Below are 19,151 nucleotides of genomic sequence, written 5' to 3' on the forward strand. Positions count from 1 at the left end.
AAACTTGTTCGCAAAACTTCCTATAACCTGTTGTTTATATCGGCATTATATTTATTTTGTTGAAGTTCTTTCCACAATTCGATGCGGTAAAACAACTTTCTTCTCCTCTACTTCTTCTTTATTCATATATTTTGTCAACAAACGCATTGCAACAGCACCAATGTCATACATAGGCTGGACAATTGTTGAAAGTGTTGGACGTACCATTGTTGCAAGTCTGGTATTATCAAAGCCAAATACTTCAAGATCTTCCGGAACTTTATACCCTCTGTCCTGTGCTCCATGGATAACCCCTAGGGCCATTTCATCTGACGCGACAAATACCGCTGTAGGCTTTTTATTTAACGAAAGCAATTGCTCGACGGCCTCCAGACCTGAATCATAAGAGTAATCTCCTCTTAAGATATACTCATCATCAATGGGATTCGATTTTTCCTTAAACGCCCGCAGATAGCCATTGTATTTTTGCTGATTTATAAGCGTATCATCCTGCCCTGAAATAAATGCAATTTTCTCATTCCCTTTATCAATCAAAAAGGACGTTGCTTCAAATGCTGCCGCTTCATAGTCAATATTTACGGATGGAATTCTGTTTGATTCATCATAAGTTGCGGCTAATACTACTGGGATTGAAGAGCTTTCAAACTGCTTTACGTGCTCGTCCGTTATATTACCGCCCATAAATAAAATACCGTCTACTTGTTTTTCCAGCATCGTATTTATTAGCTGAAGTTCTTTATCCTTGTTTTGGTCCGAGTTACTCAAAATCATATTATACTTGTACATTGTTGCAATATCCTCTATCCCTCTCGCCAATTCAGCAAAAAAGATACTTGAAATGTCAGGAATAATCGTACCTACTGTTGTTGTCTTCTTACTTGCAAGTCCACGTGCTACAGCATTTGGACGATAACCCAACTGTTCAATAGTTGCCAAAACCTTCTTACGTGTTACTGGCTTAACATTTGGATTCCCATTTACCACTCGTGAAACGGTTGCCATTGATACATTTGCTTCTCTTGCTACATCATATATTGTTATATTCATGCTCTAATGCCTCCTAATAAAAATCCCATTACGATCTCTTTTCCATATATGATACCCCACCATGAAAAAAATTACAAAAAAAAACCAGCGAAACTTAAGGCTGATCTTCATAAGACCAGCCTTAAAAGAATCTATTTACGAGTTGAAAATGATTCGAGTTCTTTCATAAAGTTGTCGAACATCGGAATATCCATTTGTTGGGCTGCATCAGACAGTGCTACCGCTGGATCCGGGTGTACCTCTGCCATAATCCCATCAGCACCTATTGCCATAGCTGCTTTTGCCGTCGGGAGCAGTAAATCCCTGCGACCTGTAGAATGCGTTACATCAACCATAACCGGTAAGTGTGTTTCCTGCTTTAAAATCGGAACTGCGGAAATATCCAATGTATTTCTAGTTGCCTTTTCATATGTCCGGATTCCACGTTCGCATAATATGATATTACCGTTACCTCTTGAAATAATATATTCAGCCGCATTAATAAATTCAGAAATGGTTGCTGATAACCCCCGTTTTAATAAAACAGGTTTATTCACATCGCCTGCAGCTTTTAATAATTCAAAGTTTTGCATGTTACGTGCACCAATTTGAATAACATCAATATAATCCATTGCTTCTTCCATATGTGCCGGATTTACAATTTCACTAACGACCGCTAAATCATACTCATCTGCAACTTTTTTCAAAATTTGAAGGCCTTCCAACCCAAGACCCTGGAAATCATATGGTGATGTTCTAGGCTTAAATGCTCCACCTCGTAATAGTTTAAGTCCTTTACTTTTCACAGACTTCGCTACTTCAGCTACTTGTTCGTAACTTTCAACAGAACACGGACCTACAACATAATGCGTATTCCCATCGCCGACTTTTTCACCTTTAATATCGATGATTGTATCTTCAGGTTTCTTTTTCCTGGATACAAGTAAAGCTTTTCTATGATCATCTTCCTGGAGTTCAAGGCTTGCTTTAAAAATTTCTTTAAAAATGTGTTCAATCGTAGAATCTTCAAATGGGCCATTATTTTTACCAGTTAGCTCATCAAGCATTTTTCGTTCTCTTACCGGATCAAATCGTTTAATACTTTGCTTATGCTTAATTTTACCTATCTGTTGTACAATTTTTGCACGGCTTGTAATTAAATCCAGTAATTCCGTGTTTACATCATCTAATTGACGACGTAATTCATCCATTTCGTTATGGCTCATATTTAACCCCTCCTGAACACAGTTTATTATACTTTAAAAATATGGTACATTTTAATAATTAGAGATAATTATAACGAAAAGTTAGTTCATTGTCATCAATAATTTCTAACTTTTCCAGTAATACAAACGGGAAGGAATAATTAATATGGGTGGAAGGATTTTTGCGCTTGATATTGGAACACGATCGGTCACTGGTATTCTACTAGAAATACAGGATGATAAATTTGCATTAATCGATTATTATATGAAAGAACACGATGAAAGGTCCATGCGTGATGGACAAATACATAATGTAATTGCTGTGTCTGAGGTTATTCGGGATGTTAAGGAAAAGCTGGAGTCAGATCATGGGAAGTTACATCAAGTGTCTGTCGCAGCTGCTGGCCGTGCGCTTAAAACATGTCAGGCAGAAGCAGCGCTAAAATTAGACCAGCACCCTATCACAGATAATGATACAATTAAACACCTGGAATTAAGTGCTGTTCAGGCTGCACAACTGAAGCTTGCTGCAATAGATAATAACAATGAATATACGAACTATTATTGTGTGGGTTACTCTGTATTGGAGTACAAGCTTGATAACGAACAGATTGGTTCACTTATTGACCAAAGCGGAGACCAGGCAACTGCTGAAGTAATTGCTACATTTTTGCCAAAAGTAGTGGTTGAATCTCTATTGGCAGCCCTTGGACGAGCTGAATTGGAAATGGAAGCATTAACATTAGAACCAATAGCAGCCATTCATGTGTTAATACCTGAATCCATGCGCAGACTTAATGTTGCTTTAATTGATATTGGCGCAGGTACAAGTGATATCGCCATTACGGACAAGGGAACAGTTGTGGCGTATGGGATGGTACCGGTGGCTGGAGACGAAATAACTGAAGCAATCAGTGATCAATACCTATTGGATTTTCCGATGGCCGAACAAACGAAAAAGAACATTGTAAAAAATGGACAAGATACTGTTCAGGATATATTAGGTTTTGAAACTGCTATTACATACGAAACAATGGTTAAAGACATAAAACAGAGTCTTGAGAAACTTGCTGATTCCGTAACAGCAGAAATACTTGAATTAAATTCAAAATCACCTAAGGCTGTAATGCTTGTTGGAGGCGGAAGCTTAACACCTAACATAACTACTGCTCTAGCAAATAAGCTGCAACTCCCTGAAAACCGTGTAGCAACAAGGGGGATTGATGCAATACAAAATCTTGTAAAAACAGAAAATTTACCACCAGGTCCAGACTTTGTAACACCTATTGGAATTGCCATCGCTGCAAAACAAAACCCAGTCCATTATATTACTGTGACAGTAAATGAACATACAATCAGAATGTTTGAAATGAAGCAATTAACCATTGGAGACTGCCTTGTACAAGCTGGGTTGGACCTTAAAAAGCTATATGGAAAGCCCGGAATAGCTTCAATTGTTACTGTTAATGGTCAGGAAATAACCTTGCCCGGTGGATATGGGAAGCCCCCTGTCATCATTTTAAACGGAAATGAAGCACAAGTTGATGATGTTATTCATAATGGTAATGAGATTATAATTTCAAAAGGAGATGATGGAAAAGAACCACAAATTACAATTGAACAGCTTATCGGAGAAGGCGTATCTTTCTTTATTAATTTCAATAATAGAAGCTGCAAACTGGAAAACACTTTTTATGTAAATGGTCAAGTAAAACCAAAAAACTATATTATCCAGGATAATGATAAAATAGTTATGCAACAGCCGAACACGATACAAGACTTTTTAGCATCCGAAAGTACGGACAAACTTCAATATACTCAGCCATTTTCAGTTTCTGTAAACAACAGAAAAGTGATAATTGACAAAGGTGAATCACATATTTACTTAAATGATAAAAAAGTAAGTCGCACACAACCTTTAAAACAAAATGATCAACTTACTATTACAACAGCTAAACATCCTGTAGTCCATGATTTATTAATACAACTGAATAGAGAATATTGGAACACAATCAATGTAACATTTAATGAGAAACCTGTTTTAATTAAACAGCAACAAATAACTGTTTCACGTAATCAAATCGAACTCGATTTAGATACAGAATTATTGATTAATGACCACTTGGAAATAAAAGATCGAACACAGCAAGAGTTTATTTTCCAGGATGTATTTCGATACGTCGATATAGATATGGCTAATGCTACTGGTCATTTTCAGCTATATAATAACAATCAGCCAACAACATTCTATGAATCTATTAAGCATGGTGACAAGCTTCAAATAGTTTGGGAAACCTAGACACTAAAGCGACTCTAAGAGGTTTTCTTAGAGTCCCTTATGCTTTAGAAAACTTGGCCGTCATAGTGAATGTACTATTATTAATTATGTCGTAACAAAGTATCTATACTTTGATAAGAAAATACTTCACTAGCTGGATTAAAAAATATTTTCATGATAGGTAATGAGGAAGCAATGGGGATCCTTTAACTTCTATAAAAGGCTTAATAACGTACACAGGAGACGCTATTTATAAAGTGACCTTTTCGAAGTTATCCGGACACAGTATATATATCATGGTTAAATAGAAGGGATTTGCGCTAAATAAGGTCCCTGATGTCCGCAATACCTCAAATTTGCTATATGTGAACTCATTTTTTATTCAATTACAAATTCATTCCAATAAGCATTCGGCAGCCATGCTGGTTTCTTAACTAAAAAAGCTAGTGGAATACACTAGCTTTTTGTGGATTATTTTTATTTGGACTCTACTTCTTCAGTTGCTTCTTCTATCGCTTCTGCAACTTCTTCAGCTGCTTCTTCCGCTTCCTCTTCACTACTTGTTTTTGCTTTCCATTTATCTTGAACATTCTTTGTTAGTTCTTGCGTTTTCTGTGTTAACTTGGATTTGGAATCCGACGCCTTTGTTCGTAAGTCAGAACCTTTTACATATGCTTTATCTTTCCATTCTGATCCTTTTTCCGAAGCAACATCTTTCCATTCATAGGCACGGCCTTTTAGTTCCGTTGCACCTTCATTAATATTTCCTCTTAACTCTTTACCTGACTTTGGTGCTAAAAGTAAGGCTACTGAAGCTCCTACTATTCCACCGATAAATGTTCCAATCATAAAGTCTTTACTGTTGATGTTATTGTTGTTGTTATTATTATTGTTATCTCCCATGATATTTCCTCCTCTAAATTGTCTTTATTTATTTTTTTTCTTTTTCCAAAAATCAATTACTGTGTTTCCCCATTTTATTGCCTGTGAAGCCTTCTCCTGATTTTGTGAGGCTGTATCCGATATACTATTGGACAACTTACGTAACGAGCCATTAAAATCCCTAACTGTCTCTCCAACACCTTTAACTCCGTCAAATAAACTATTCAATTTTGATGATTTCTGGTTAACATCTTCAGCAAGCTTATTCGTTTTATTTAACAGTTCGGTTGTTTCGGTAGTAATTCCTTGCATTTGTTCTTCTAGACTTCCTAATGTATCAGTAACATTATTTAACGTTCGCTGTGTCGCCTTCAAGGTCATTGCGAGATAGATTACAAGCACTGCAAAAGCTACTGCGACTATAACTGCAGCAATGTACAATAAATTCTCCATATGGGTGGTCAACTCCTTCAATTATATAGACTTCAATAATAGTGATTTGGAGAGTATACATTAGTATAAAAGCAACACAAAATAAGAAGTTTCTTCTTAGAATATACCCTAAATAACTTCAGTTAAACATATTCTAATGTACTTAGATTATCAATGACTCAACACAATATCACCTTACTATTCACTATAAAGGTTTCTAGTTAGTATTTCGACAAATATGACATGTAATCCTTTATTTTTTGAAAAAAATTAGACTTATCACTGCCAAAAGCAATATTTTCTTTTTTATTTACTTAACCCTTTAAGCATTCTAGCTTTACAAAAAGCATAACATTCGACTCTTTCTAAGGTCCGTGATGAGGTCAGTTCTGGGAGAGAAAAGCCCTGTTGTTGAAAAATCCATTTTTTAACGGAATGAGGATTCACTTCGTGTATATAGCAGATCCTCATTTCGAATGGCAATACATCATCTACATTATTTTAAAGTCCTGTCAATTTAAGCATACTATTAATTCCCCCTGAATAACCAGTGGCCATGAAAGCAAAGACAAGGAGGATCAGTCAAAGCCCCCAGAAAGCCAAGCGTATTTTCGCAGCTGCTGTGTCATAACATTCAAGTATCGGTCCTCAATGCAAAGTGATAGTCATTTGAAAATCACCCAAAAAAAAGAGCCTAAAAATTTATGGCTCATCTAGGCTTTTCTTAATTTAACATTTGCCAATTGTTCTTCATAGGATTCCTGGAATTTCTGAATATCTCCAGCACCCATGAAAATCAGTACACTGTTAGAGTTGTTCATTAAAACATCCGTATGTGATATATCTAAAACAGTACTGCCATCCACCAGTTCCTGCAAATCGTGTATGGTCAATTTCCCACTATCTTCTCTAGCCGATCCAAAAATATCACATAAATAAACGTTGTCAGCCAGTCTTAAACTATCAGCAAATTCTTGTAAAAATGTTTTAGTTCGAGTAAAAGTGTGCGGCTGGAATACCGCTACAATAGATTTATTCGGGTACTTTTTTCGAGCAGAATCAATTGTTGCTGTAATCTCTTTTGGATGATGTGCGTAATCATCAATCAAAACCTGATCTCCAACTTTTTTCTCGGTAAACCTGCGTTTAACACCCTGAAAAGTGCTAATAGACTTAATATCCTTCGCTTTCATATCTTCGTAATGGCAAATAGCAATTACAGATAAAGCATTTAAGATATTATGGTCACCAAACATTGGGATCTCAAATGTTTCATAATACGTATTACGTACAAACACATCAAATTCAGTGCCGTTCTCTGTTTCTTTTACATTCTGTGCCTGAAAATCGTTCGTACTGGAAAAGCCATAATACATTACTGGAACTTTCGCTTGAATTTGCTGCAGTTGTTCATCATCACCACAAGCAATAATTCCTTTTTTTACTTGATCAGCCATCGATTGAAATGCATCAAAAACATCGTCAACACTCGTAAAATAATCAGGATGATCGAAGTCAATATTTGTCATAATCGCATAATCAGGCTCGTAACGTAAAAAATGACGGCGATATTCACACGCCTCAAATACAAAATATTCACTGTCTACATGGCCTTTCCCTGTCCCATCACCTATCAGATATGAAATAGGATATGTCTCATCAAGTACATGAGCTAACAGACCAGTAGTAGACGTTTTTCCGTGAGCACCAGTTACAGCGATACTTGTATATTGTTTTAACCATTCTCCTAAAAACTCATGGTATCTATAAAAAGTAAGTCCTAATCTTTTTGCTTCTTTGATCTCTACATGATCATCCGAAAAAGCATTGCCCGCTATTATGGTGTTGCCTTCTTTGATGTTACTTTCTGAGAAAGGGTAGATTGGAATGTTTTTATTCTCTAATGCTTCTTGCGTAAAAAAGCGCTTATCTACATCAGATCCTTGCACTTTTTCACCAGAATCATGAAGGATGTGTGCAAGTGCACTCATTCCGGTCCCCTTAATACCAATAAAATGGTAAGTTGTCATAAAAAAGAACCTCCAGATATATGTGTACAAACAGCTATCTAAAATTTTTATCTCGCAGGAATCTTAACAGCTATTTAATCATTATAGCAAATGTTTAAGAAGAGTGAAATAAATTATTACTTATTCTTTGTTTTGCATATGATATTCCACTGATTCAAGTCGGGAATTCGGTCGGTAACGTCTCCCCTCTTTTGCTTCCTGAGTACCGTTTAACAACACATTATCACCTGTAAAACCAATATTAATTTTTAACAGGCTTCCACCAACCCCATACATATCTATTGGAACGCCAAGGGTTTCGAAATGACTAATTCTTTTTTCAGTAAAGCCGCCGCTAGCCATAATGTTTACATGTGAAAAGCCCTCTTCATTAAGTGCTTTTCGAAGTGCAAAAATTAATTCAGGATTCACGCCTCGCGGATCAAAAGTACCCATTAAGTGGTGATTCCGTAAAAAATATTTATCGACAAGTGTTCTTGATGTATCAAGACGAACACCTTTTAAGTCGTCACCAAAAGCTTTAGCAACTTTTAGCGAGTCGGTAATCACATCATTGTTATAATCAACTAGAGCCACAAGATCATCTTCTGGAAACATTTCGATATATGCACGTGAAGCTGCAACTACATCACCGCGGAACATTTGAATCATGGCATGAGGCATAGTTCCCATCCCCTCTTTACCCCACCATTCATTCATAGCATGTGTTGCTTGTGCTGTAGAGCCTCCAATAAACGCTGCATAGCCGTCACCAGCCTGCTGGGTAAAGTGATCATCACGATCTCCCATAAAGATAATCGGTTTTTGATTTCCAGAAGTACGGCCTGCTTTTACGACATTATATACATTTGTAGCTACCGATGTTCTTCTAGCTAAAATACCATCAATAATACCCTCTAGAAAACCAAACTGTTGATATGCACCGGTGATGGTCAGAACAGTTTCATACGGACTAATCTTATCTCCATCTTTTAATGAATGAATCTCCAGTGTCTCTGGTTCATCTGCAAACGTGTGAACTAAAGCAATAGCTTCATCAGTGCCACATAAAACAGCATTACTGCTTTTCTGAAAAAATTGCATAGTGACACGATTATATGGTAGTTTCTTTTCTGCCATTTCTTTTGTCTTCAGAAAGTAAACCGCTGAAAACCAACCCTCTTTTATTCGTTCATCAAACTTAAATGTTTTGTTTGTTAAGCGTTTAATATCCCCATTCAGTTTCTGTGAAATTTCCTTCATAACGGCTTCCCCTCGTATTCATAATAAAGTTTCGTGACTGCATACTCTCCTATCATATAAAAACAACTGTAACTAAACAAGTGCTTAATTTTCCGTTTGTACGCCAGATACTAGAATCTCACGCGGTTTGCTACCATTTTGACCACCGATTACTCCGCTGCTTTCCATGGAGTCCATTAGCCGTGCTGCCCGATTATATCCAATTTTAAAATGACGCTGCAGTAAGGATGTACTCGCACTATTCTGCTTCACAACAAACTCAATTGCATCATGAAGCAGTTCGTCTTCGTGATCATCCGTTACAAGCTGCTCCAATAACTGTTCCTGCTCAAATTCATAACTTGGTTCAGCTATCTGACGTACATGGTCTGTAACACGTTCGATTTCCTCGTCTGAAACAAAGGCACCTTGCAGTCGAAGGCTTTTACCAGCACCATTTTCGACAAACAGCATATCACCTTTTCCTAAAAGCTTCTCTGCACCACTCGTATCCATTATTGTTCTGGAATCTACCTGAGAGGATACACTAAATGCTATTCTTGTAGGTATATTTGCCTTAATTAACCCAGTGATAACATCAACAGAAGGTCTTTGTGTTGCAAGAAGCAAGTGAATTCCACATGCGCGTGCCTTTTGAGCAATACGACATATCGCATCCTCTACATCCTGAGGTGATACCATCATTAAATCTGCCAACTCGTCAATTACAATAACAATAAACGGCATTTTCTCTTCCGGACGATTCTGCCTAACCATTTTCTGATTGAAGCGCTCTACATCGCGAACGCCTTCCTGAACAAATCTGTCGTATCGATCCTCCATCTCATTCACAGCCCATTTCAGAGCAACTGTAGCAGCTTTAACATCCGTAATAACAGGTGAAATAAGATGTGGTATCCCATTATACGGTGCCAATTCAACCATTTTAGGATCTATCAGCAGAAACTTTACATCTTGGTAATTTGCTTTATAAAGGAGACTGATTAAAATCGTATTAATACATACACTCTTTCCTGACCCAGTTGCCCCGGCAATTAATCCATGGGGCATTTTTTGGATATTGGTGATCAGGGGGCTCCCTTCTATACTTAATCCCAATCCAATTGTTAATGGTGATTCGCCTTTTTGAAAGTTATCTGTCTCAAAAATCTCCTGTAAACCGACTATTTGTGGCTTTGGATTAGGGATTTCAATTCCAATTGTATTCTTGCCTGGTATTGGTGCTTCAATCCGGATGTCTCTTGCAGCCATATTCAATTTAATATCATCACTCAAATTTTTAACTTTACTTACTTTAACGCCCAGTTCCGGCTGCACTTCAAACCTAGTCACCGATGGACCTTGTGTTGCTTTAACAACTTTCGCCCTCACATTAAAATGCTTCAGCGTTTTTTCTAAAAGTTCCTGTTGACTGTTCATCCATAACTGATCCTTCTCACTCTTATGAACTGGATCGTTTAATAAATGGTATGGCACTGTATTGTCATGTAATTTAGCTGCAGTGTCTTTGCTGGAGTCTTTATTAAAGTTCCGCTTATTCAACTGTCTCTGTTTATCATTTGCTGACATCATAACATTAAAAGGTGGTGGGCTCGGTTTATTATTAGTCTCTTTTTTATTCCTTGAATGTTTTCGTTTGATTTGTTTATCAGAACGTTCCTGTTGGTTTTGTTGAGTTATATCCTCTTTTGGCTGACCGGAGTCCTGATGGACAGGTTTCGGATCTGTTGTAGGTTCTTCATGTTTTGTGTTTTCAAACGAATTTGTATCACTTGCATATGTATTCTTAATTAATGGTTCGTCATCTTGTTCCACACTAGTATCTTTAATTAATGGTTCGTTATCTTGTTCCACACTAAATTCTGGCACATCTGATTGCTTTCGTTTGTATGCAGGGACATCCTCTATCTCCTTATCCTTTTTTCGATGCTGGAATCCGTATATCGGTGAAGGAACCTGACTAGGTTCAAACGGCGCACCTGACTCAGGCTTATTCACCTTCTTTTTCCTTTCAAGTATAGGACTTTGCTGTTCGGAATTTTGCTGTTCAGATTTAGATGAAGTTTTATTTCTATTTCTATTTCTTTTTCTTTCAAATGCCGGTGTCTCTACTACTCTTTTTTCCTTGGGTTGATCAGGGATAACAGGAAACCGAAATGAATTCTTATCAGGATATTGGTACATCACTTTTGCTTGAACATCCTGTTTACGGTAATCTCGGTTTTTTGGTGACTGATTAGTTTCTTCCTCTGTTTCTACAAAGAGAAAATTAGTTATTTTCTTTTTCCAACGATCCCACATATAAATTCACTCATTTCCGTAAAAATTAACACTATAATTTATTCTATCAGTTTTTGTGTAAAATTGTAGCATTAAAATTTGGCTTATCGCCAAGCTTTCATGGCTGAAAATATTTGTACTTATGCAGTAAGAAAGTAGTTATACTTTCTTAACTGCCGAAAAAAACAACCCTTGTCAATCGACTTAGGTTGCTCCTTTTTTAGAATATAAACGGTTCGCCTGTTTCATAGGTATCTTCGAGAACATAAATTCCTTTCTCTTTTGGTGCATCGGGCAAGCCTAATTCTTTCTGTGAGCATATCATACCATTCGATGGAACCCCTCGTAATTCTGTCGGTTTTATCTTTAACCCGCTCGGCATAGTTGCTCCGACTTTTGCTACAACAACTTTTTGGTCTGTATCAATATTTGGTGCACCACATACGATTTGCAGCATTTCATCCCCTACATCAACCTGACAAACACTTAATTTATCAGCATTCTCATGTGGGGATTTATCTTTAACATAGCCTACAACAAATTTAGGGCTCAAATCAAACTCAAGTGAATCCGCCAGATTATTTTTATTAAACAATTTTTTTAATTGATTTAATAGTTCTTCCGTCATTGTGATTTTTCCAGTACTCTCTAATGCTAAATGCTTTGATGCCTGGAAGATATTATAACCAATAACTTCTCCGTTTTTATCAGTGATTCGTGTGATATCACCAATAGTATCGTGTTTAACCTCATAGCGGTTCCCATCTTCTAATGGAACGATTAAGACATCTCCAACACCCTTTGGATTATAAAATACATCCATCTGACTCATTCCTTTCTATTTCTGTTCTGGTCGATTTTTCGCCATAATAAACACTGGTTCCAATGTTTTATCGTCATATATAAATGGCAATGACGTTATTGGAATACTACCCTCTGCAAAAAACTTCATTGTCATTTGTGCTAATATATCATAACCTGTTTTATTTTGTATGTCAGCAAAAATCAATACATCTTGGTGTGGTACAGCTACAGCAAGTTGCCCTTTACTATTTGCAAGCATTTCTTCCAGAAACGCTTCATTAAGAATTCTACTTGCATCATAACCATCCTGTGTTGCAACGAAATAAAAATCATTATCAGCTACCGTATCTTTCTTAAAATCGTTGGACAGTGATCTAATGTTAAATGTTGCAATTTCATCAATTCTATCGTAAGTCCATTGCTCTTTTTCGAGCATTGGTTCATCAATTAACCGATAGGATTTACCTAAATCCAGTGCATAATAAACACGAGTCTCTGCAGTGTGTTCCTTAGATACCAATGTAGTGCCAGCGTTAGTTTCTGTTGCGAATGATGTTGCACGAATGACAGGATAAATATTTTTTTCCATCCCAGTCAAAGTGTGTTCTTCGTTCATAATGCGTAATGCTTCCAGTACATGATCTTCAAGTTCGTCTATAGCTGTTTCGCCCCGCTTGTTATATTTCGATACAACATTTGGCAGTGTAATTGTCATTCCTCGCCTGGATTCCTTCCACTCAACACGATAGGAATCTTCGTCCCTCTTATAGGATGTATTGAATTCGGGATTGGAAAACCTTTCATCAAGTATTTTCTTCATTTTAAGACTAGTCATTTTCATCGTAGTGAAACTCTCCTTTTTAACCGTGTACCCCTTCGATAAACTCAATAATTTCTTCCTTCGTTTTACGGTCTTTACTAACAAACCTGCCAGCTTCTTTACCACCTTTAAACGCAATAAAGCTCGGAATTCCAAACACATCATATTGCTGGCATATCTCAATAAACTGGTCCCGGTCAACCAAAACAAATGTATACTCCGGAAAATCCTGTTCAATTTCCGGTAGGACCGGTTCAATTACTCTGCAGTCCGGACACCAGTCAGCAGAAAATAGAGCAATAATATTATCTTTATTTATCAGATCATTAAATTCATTAACTGTTTCTAACGTTTTCAAAGTTATCAGCCTCCATTGCTATCATATCTTTGTTTCTACTGTGATTCAATTAACTTGACTGAAAATCTTACCCAGAAGTTATGGTAACAAAGATAAGTTATTATTATTATTAACTTCCGCAAAGAAAAGAGTCAGTCAATGAAATATTTCAATTGGCTGACTCTTTTATATTTTACAGATTTTATTTTTGAACAGTGCTTGTCTGCTGAACTGCAATGGATTCGGCAATTTTCATAAGTTCTTCTGAATCATTATCTAAATTTCCTCTGGAAGTATAAGTGGTAATTTTTGCACCACCGACACCTACTTGTAATTCATATTCGTCTTCACTATGAGGAAGTATTCGAATATAACCGAACTTATTCTGATCTTCAAATGTCTCTAAAAGCAACGCTTCACTACTTTTTGATGCTGCGGATTTATAGCTTAGCTTACTTAACGGATCCTCCAGATTATTATAAAAAACAATATATGTTTGGTCACCATCTTTTAAAATAACATTACTTTTATCTGTTTCTTCTACATCCAAACTGTTTGGCAAATACATTGAAAAAGAGTCCAGTTTATGGTTTGTTTCAATTTTTTCGTCCGAATTGAATATTTTTTTGGCAGATTCCTTTGCATCCTTAATTGCCTCCTCCTCTGTTTGCATACTGCAACCAGTTAGTGCAACAAGGAAGAGCAATGAAATTATCGTAATATTCCATATTGAATTTCGCAATGTTTTTTCCCCCTGGATCTAGTACTTTTTACCTCTTTTTATAATACTACGAATTTAATAAATTTCAAGGTAATTATTTTCCAGTAAGTCACTTTATTTGCGTTGTCAAAAAAAACAGATAATATAGAATTGAGATAATAAACAGATTTGGAGGGGTATTTATGGATCTAACTGTATACTTGGCAGGTCAGATTCACGATGATTGGCGAGAAACGGTAAAATCAAAAGCTAAGGAAAATAATCTTCCACTTACATTTGTTGGACCACAAACAAATCACGAGCGTTCAGACAATGTGGGGGAAAAAATAATTGGTAAACAACCAGCGACTATTTATAAAGATGATGCAGCATCAAGTATTAATAATTTTCGAACTCAGGTTTTATTGCAAAAATCTGATGTTGTTATTGCATTGTTTGGTGAAAAGTATAAACAGTGGAATACAGCGATGGATGCCAGTGCAGCAATATCAATGGATAAACCAACAATAATTATCAGGCCAGAATCACTAGTACATCCATTGAAAGAGCTTTCCAACAAGGCAAATGTAACAGTCGAGACCGTCGATCAAGCTTTAGACGTATTGCAATATATTTATGAGTAATAATTGTAGTTTCTAAGTTGAAACCAAATGGAGCGTCAAATTGCAGTGCAATTTGACGTGGCTGGGACATAACCAGCCAAGATTAACTTAAAAATGGTTCCAATCATCAATTTTTGATGTTTGGAACCATTTTGGTTTAAGTTATTATGATTAGGTATAGTTGGATTTGTATTCATGGCGTTGTACTTCCTCAAATTCATTGCCATGAATGCAAATCCTATTTCATTTTTCACTTTCTCTTTTCCCCTCACGGAGAAACGCGTGAAACACAAATTAGCCTTCAGAAAGCCGAAGACTGGTTCCACATCAATTTTACGTTTCCCGTAAATTTCACCAGTTTCTTTCTCCGAAAGCTGTTGTCTTGTATATGCTTTTTGGTTTTCCCATTTCTCATTATAATAAATTTTCCGGTTATTCCCTTCCTTAGCTTTGGTGCACTGGGAACGTAGTGGACAACCAGAACAGTCTTCACACTCATAAACTTTAAATGTTCTTGTATAACCATATCGGTCTGTTCGATTGGATATGTAACGGAACGTTAATTTTTGGCCGTTTGGGCAGATAAAATAATCATTTTCCTCGTTATATTCCCAATTGACTGCATGAAATGGGTTATTCTTAAACTTCTTTTTCTTTTCTTTGCGGTATTGGTTATACGTAATCAGCGGTGTGCGTTTCCGATTCTCGATGACATCTTCATAATTTTGTTCACTGCCATAGCCTGCGTCAGCGACGATATACTTAGGCAGCTTAAAGTAACGTTCCTCGATTTGATCCAGAAATGGGATAAATGTACGTGTATCTGTCGGGTTTGGAAATAAATCATAAGCGAGCGCATATTGACCTTCTGTGGCAAGCTGCACATTATAACCCGCTTTCAGCTGGCCATTCCTCATATGATCATCTTTCATGCGCATAAATGTGGCATCATGATCTGTCTTTGAGTAACTGTTGCGTTCTCCAAAAATTTCCATATCCTGTTGATATTTCTGTTTGCGCGCGACAAAATCCCTGAACTGTTTGCGGTATTGCTTCGGTGCTTTGCGTTCGGAGCGAAGTTGTTTCCGTTCGCTGCCATACTCACTTGCTTCAATTTGCTTATCGTATGCTTGAACCTTCTCATCCAACTTTTCAACAACTTTTGTGAGTTCTTCAGCGGTTAGTTCTTCAGAACTTTCCCGTTCTATTTCTGGTATAATCTCCTTTTCCAACAATTCATCATACATTTGGTTGGACTTCTCTACTAGTTTTGAACTGTAGTTTTCAGTCGCTTTACGCCAAACAAATGTATATTTATTGGCATTCGCCTCAATCTTGGTGCCATCAATAAAAATCGCTTCTTCGTCAATCTGTTCCTCCTGTACAAGTTGGCAGCGAAATTGCACGAAGCACTGACGCAATAATTCCTTCACCTCCGGATGAACACGGAAACGATTGATGGTTCGATAACTTGGCTCATATCCTTGAGCCAGCCACATCATACGTATACTATCGTTCAGTAATCCCTCGATCTTTCTGCCGGAGAAAACAGATTGTGTGTAAGCACATAAAATAACTTTCATCATCATGCGCGGATGATAAGCTGGACAACCAGTGTCACGCAAAAAGTTAGCGAATGCAACATCTGGAATATTTTCCACTAAGTCATTCACAGCGTAAGCAATATCGTTTTCTTGAAGTTTTATTTCCAAATCTAACGGCAAAACCACTTGATTCATGTTATAATGTTTAAACATAAGGACACCTCCGATGATTATTGTGTGGTTACTTTAATTTTATCAGAAGGTGTCCTTTTTGTTTATTAAAACACAAAAATAAGCGTGGCTTTTCACCTGTTGGTGAAGACCACGCTTATTTTTTAATTTACTGGGTTTTGTCCCAGCCTCTGCTCAATGGATGGGGATATGACGCTGTCCGCAGACACTTATTTTCTACTGATACCAGCTAGCTAATTACTGCTGCTGCTTTTCATTTCGTATTCCCACTGGCCGTATAAAAGCTTAACAACATGGACGAACATTTCTTTTCGGGAGATATGTTCATTGGTAAATATACCGATGGCACCTTCATTTTTTCGGACATCTTTTCGCTTGGCGTATGCGTCCATTATGTCACCTAGCTCAGCTCCAGCCTGAAGCTTATCATTAAATTCCCTGGGCAATAAAATCCGAGCACCACTTGCTGTAAAGATCTCATTTTCTCTTGTAACTAACGCTCCCCAATTACATAAATAAAGGTGGTCATTTACTTGCATAACACCGCCTTCTAGACCAATTCCAACTTCACCTGAAGTAGTTTCCAGACATTGCATTGCACGGTTGATCGCCCCATCCCTTGTTTCAGAGTCCGAGAGGGGCTGCGCACTCACTTTTGAAGGTACATCATAACCAGTAACGATATCGGTTAAAAAGACTTCCTGAACTGCCTTTATCTTTGTAGGGTTTTTTGATCCAATGATCACATCCATTGAAAACACCTCACGATCTATTAAATTGAAGCTGCTATCACATGTGATAGCAGCTCCATAGTTTAAAAATTAATTAGCTTTTTGGATTGTCTCTACTGTATTCTTATCAGTATCTTTAACAAGTTTAACAATTAATTCTTTTGCAGCCTGATAATCATCCACATGAATCATCGAAGCGGACGTATGAATATAGCGGGAGCAAATTCCAACAACTGCGGATGGCACACCGTCATTTGATAAATGAACACGACCTGCATCAGTTCCACCCTGTGAAACAAAATACTGGTAAGGGATATTATTAGATTCTGCCGTATCCAAAATGAAATCCCGCATACCACGATGTGTTATCATTGTGCGATCAAATATACGTAGCAAAGCACCTTTGCCTAGTTGTCCAAATTCTTTATCATCACCTGACATATCATTAGCTGGTGAAGCATCAAGTGCATAGAAAATTTCCGGCTTAATCATATTTGCTGCTACCTGGGCACCACGCAGACCTACTTCTTCCTGAACTGTTGCACCTGAGAACAATTGATTTGGAAGCTTTTCATCTTTTAGTTCTTTTAATAATTCAACAGAAAGACCACAGCCATAACGGTTATCCCACGCTTTAGCAAGAATTTTTTTATCATTAGCCATTGGTGTGAACGGGCAAATTGGTACAATAGGCTGTCCAGGTTTAATACCGATTCTTTCCGCATCTTCCTGATCATCAGCCCCAATATCGATAAGCATGTTACTGATTTCCATTGGTTTTTTCCGTTGTTCTGGCGTTAAATTATGTGGAGGAGTTGATCCAATTACGCCAGTCACAGGTCCATTCTCTGTCATAACCTGAACACGCTGAGCTAGTAGCACCTGGCTCCACCATCCACCAAGTGTTTGAAAGCGGATCATTCCATTTTTGGTAATTTGTGTTACCATAAAACCAACCTCGTCCATGTGGCCTGCTACCATAACGCGAGGTCCATCACCGTTTTTCACCCCAAAAACGCCACCAAGATTATCCTGGATTACCTCGTCAGAATATTTCCCAAGTTCTTCTTTCATTAATTTACGGACTAAATGTTCATTACCAGATGCTCCCTGTAATTCTGTGAGTGTTCTGAATAATTCTGTTGTTTCCTGATTCATCTGTATTCCTCCATCTGTATTTATTTTTTATGTAATGTAATATAATAAGTATAACGGAAAATGACTTCTTCTTTCCACCAATCAACTACATTTGTTTATTAGTTTCTATTTTAATTTATTTAAGTTATACTTATTATTAAATTAGACTCTAGTTACTAATATAAAGAAATTAATTTCAAGAGGTGAAGATAAAATGAATGTAAAAAAAGCAGCTCTTGCAGCAGGTTTGGGTGTTGCAGTAGGATATCTTGCAAAGCAACAAATCGATCAATACCAGAAAATAACCCCGGAAAAAGCTTTGAAACAAGCAAAGGAAACATTTAAAAAACAGGGTCCTATAAGTGGCTCATGGATTTATATGAAACCAGAAGAAGTCGAGAAAAACGGACTATTGTATAATGCCTATCGTGGCGGAGTGACCCGAAACATCGATGGAGAAAATAAACAATATGAATTTTATGTAGATGTAGAAACAGGCGCTGTAATTGGTGCCGTACAAACAGCATAAGAAATAAAAGAGGCTGGGACATAACTAGAATTTCTACTTTAAAGACGAATAATAACAGGATAAGTTGTTTGGAACGTTCATTTTCAATGGCTAAATCTAATACGTAATTGATATAAACCTCGACATAGTGAAGATATTTTATTATTCTAATGATAGTTGAGTGCTTAAATTCGTTCCGGCAGAATACTTCGCTTTCCATGGGCACGACCTCAGCCTCCTCAGAAGCACAGAACGCTTCTTCCGGGGTCTTCGGAACGTGCTGTTCCCATAGGAGTCTACGTATTCTGCCTCCACTGATAGAGCTTTTCTGATTAAACGTTGGGGTGTTCCCTATGACTAAGATGCAACGTCATAATAAG

The 19,151-nt window shown here is 37.1% G+C and carries 17 protein-coding genes; 3 read left to right on the forward strand and 14 right to left on the reverse strand.

The features are described from left to right. Positions 1-51: 51 nt before the first annotated feature. Entirely contained in the window at positions 52-1,047 is a 996-nt protein-coding gene (gene ccpA, locus ACE1TG_RS02205; RefSeq protein ID WP_375050711.1) for a catabolite control protein A, read from the reverse strand. A 131-nt stretch (positions 1,048-1,178) separates the two neighbouring features. Further along, on the reverse strand, positions 1,179-2,252 hold the full coding sequence (locus ACE1TG_RS02210; RefSeq protein ID WP_375050712.1) for a bifunctional 3-deoxy-7-phosphoheptulonate synthase/chorismate mutase: 1,074 nt from the start codon (positions 2,250-2,252) through the stop codon (positions 1,179-1,181). Positions 2,253-2,397: 145 nt separating this feature from the next. On the opposite strand from ACE1TG_RS02210, the gene ACE1TG_RS02215 reads away from it, so the two are divergent. Continuing rightward, positions 2,398-4,530: a cell division protein FtsA gene (locus ACE1TG_RS02215; protein WP_375050713.1), complete on the forward strand. Its 2,133-nt coding sequence runs from the start codon at positions 2,398-2,400 to the stop codon at positions 4,528-4,530. A 456-nt stretch (positions 4,531-4,986) separates the two neighbouring features. Here the strand turns inward: ACE1TG_RS02215 and ACE1TG_RS02220 are convergent, their stop codons facing one another. The 9 genes from ACE1TG_RS02220 to ACE1TG_RS02260 form a co-directional block, all read right to left on the reverse strand. Beyond that, positions 4,987-5,412 carry a YtxH domain-containing protein gene (locus ACE1TG_RS02220; RefSeq protein ID WP_375050714.1) on the reverse strand — a complete coding sequence of 142 codons (426 nt, stop codon included), beginning with the start codon at positions 5,410-5,412 and terminating at the stop codon, positions 4,987-4,989. A gap of 24 nt (positions 5,413-5,436) precedes the next feature. Beyond that, positions 5,437-5,844, reverse strand: coding sequence for a DUF948 domain-containing protein (locus ACE1TG_RS02225; RefSeq protein ID WP_375050715.1), 408 nt, complete (start codon positions 5,842-5,844; stop codon positions 5,437-5,439). A gap of 692 nt (positions 5,845-6,536) precedes the next feature. After that, entirely contained in the window at positions 6,537-7,853 is a 1,317-nt protein-coding gene (gene murC, locus ACE1TG_RS02230; protein WP_375050716.1) for a UDP-N-acetylmuramate--L-alanine ligase, read from the reverse strand. A gap of 120 nt (positions 7,854-7,973) precedes the next feature. Further along, the gene (locus ACE1TG_RS02235) at positions 7,974-9,095 is read right to left on the reverse strand and encodes a nicotinate phosphoribosyltransferase (protein ID WP_375050717.1); all 1,122 of its coding nucleotides are present in this window, start codon (positions 9,093-9,095) and stop codon (positions 7,974-7,976) included. A gap of 84 nt (positions 9,096-9,179) precedes the next feature. Then, on the reverse strand, positions 9,180-11,396 hold the full coding sequence (locus tag ACE1TG_RS02240) for a DNA translocase FtsK (RefSeq protein ID WP_375050718.1): 2,217 nt from the start codon (positions 11,394-11,396) through the stop codon (positions 9,180-9,182). Between the two features lie 199 nt (positions 11,397-11,595). Then, positions 11,596-12,198: a YtpR family tRNA-binding protein gene (ytpR, locus tag ACE1TG_RS02245; protein WP_375050719.1), complete on the reverse strand. Its 603-nt coding sequence runs from the start codon at positions 12,196-12,198 to the stop codon at positions 11,596-11,598. Between the two features lie 15 nt (positions 12,199-12,213). Beyond that, positions 12,214-13,020, reverse strand: a complete 807-nt coding sequence (locus ACE1TG_RS02250) for a DUF1444 domain-containing protein (protein WP_375050739.1) — start codon at positions 13,018-13,020, stop codon at positions 12,214-12,216. A 19-nt stretch (positions 13,021-13,039) separates the two neighbouring features. Further along, complete coding sequence (locus ACE1TG_RS02255) at positions 13,040-13,357, reverse strand: thioredoxin family protein (protein WP_375050720.1); 318 nt, start codon at positions 13,355-13,357, stop codon at positions 13,040-13,042. 181 nt (positions 13,358-13,538) lie between these two features. Next, positions 13,539-14,078 carry a hypothetical protein gene (locus ACE1TG_RS02260; protein ID WP_375050721.1) on the reverse strand — a complete coding sequence of 180 codons (540 nt, stop codon included), beginning with the start codon at positions 14,076-14,078 and terminating at the stop codon, positions 13,539-13,541. Between the two features lie 161 nt (positions 14,079-14,239). Between ACE1TG_RS02260 and ACE1TG_RS02265 the strand changes: the two genes are divergently transcribed. Then, positions 14,240-14,680 carry a YtoQ family protein gene (locus tag ACE1TG_RS02265; RefSeq protein ID WP_375050722.1) on the forward strand — a complete coding sequence of 147 codons (441 nt, stop codon included), beginning with the start codon at positions 14,240-14,242 and terminating at the stop codon, positions 14,678-14,680. 35 nt (positions 14,681-14,715) lie between these two features. On the opposite strand, the gene ACE1TG_RS02270 is transcribed toward ACE1TG_RS02265, so the two are convergent. From ACE1TG_RS02270 to ACE1TG_RS02280, 3 genes are all read right to left on the reverse strand, one after another. Continuing rightward, complete coding sequence (locus ACE1TG_RS02270; RefSeq protein WP_375050723.1) at positions 14,716-16,416, reverse strand: IS1182 family transposase; 1,701 nt, start codon at positions 16,414-16,416, stop codon at positions 14,716-14,718. A 212-nt stretch (positions 16,417-16,628) separates the two neighbouring features. Then, entirely contained in the window at positions 16,629-17,147 is a 519-nt protein-coding gene (locus ACE1TG_RS02275; protein WP_375050724.1) for a DUF84 family protein, read from the reverse strand. A 69-nt stretch (positions 17,148-17,216) separates the two neighbouring features. Next, positions 17,217-18,284 carry a M42 family metallopeptidase gene (locus tag ACE1TG_RS02280; RefSeq protein ID WP_375050725.1) on the reverse strand — a complete coding sequence of 356 codons (1,068 nt, stop codon included), beginning with the start codon at positions 18,282-18,284 and terminating at the stop codon, positions 17,217-17,219. 193 nt (positions 18,285-18,477) lie between these two features. On the opposite strand from ACE1TG_RS02280, the gene ACE1TG_RS02285 reads away from it, so the two are divergent. Next, positions 18,478-18,792: a PepSY domain-containing protein gene (locus ACE1TG_RS02285; RefSeq protein WP_375050726.1), complete on the forward strand. Its 315-nt coding sequence runs from the start codon at positions 18,478-18,480 to the stop codon at positions 18,790-18,792. The last annotated feature ends 359 nt before the right edge of the window (positions 18,793-19,151 follow it).

Origin of the sequence: Virgibacillus sp. JSM 102003, from assembly GCF_041949995.1 — a bacterium.
Classification (GTDB): Bacteria; Bacillota; Bacilli; order Bacillales; family Amphibacillaceae; genus Lentibacillus.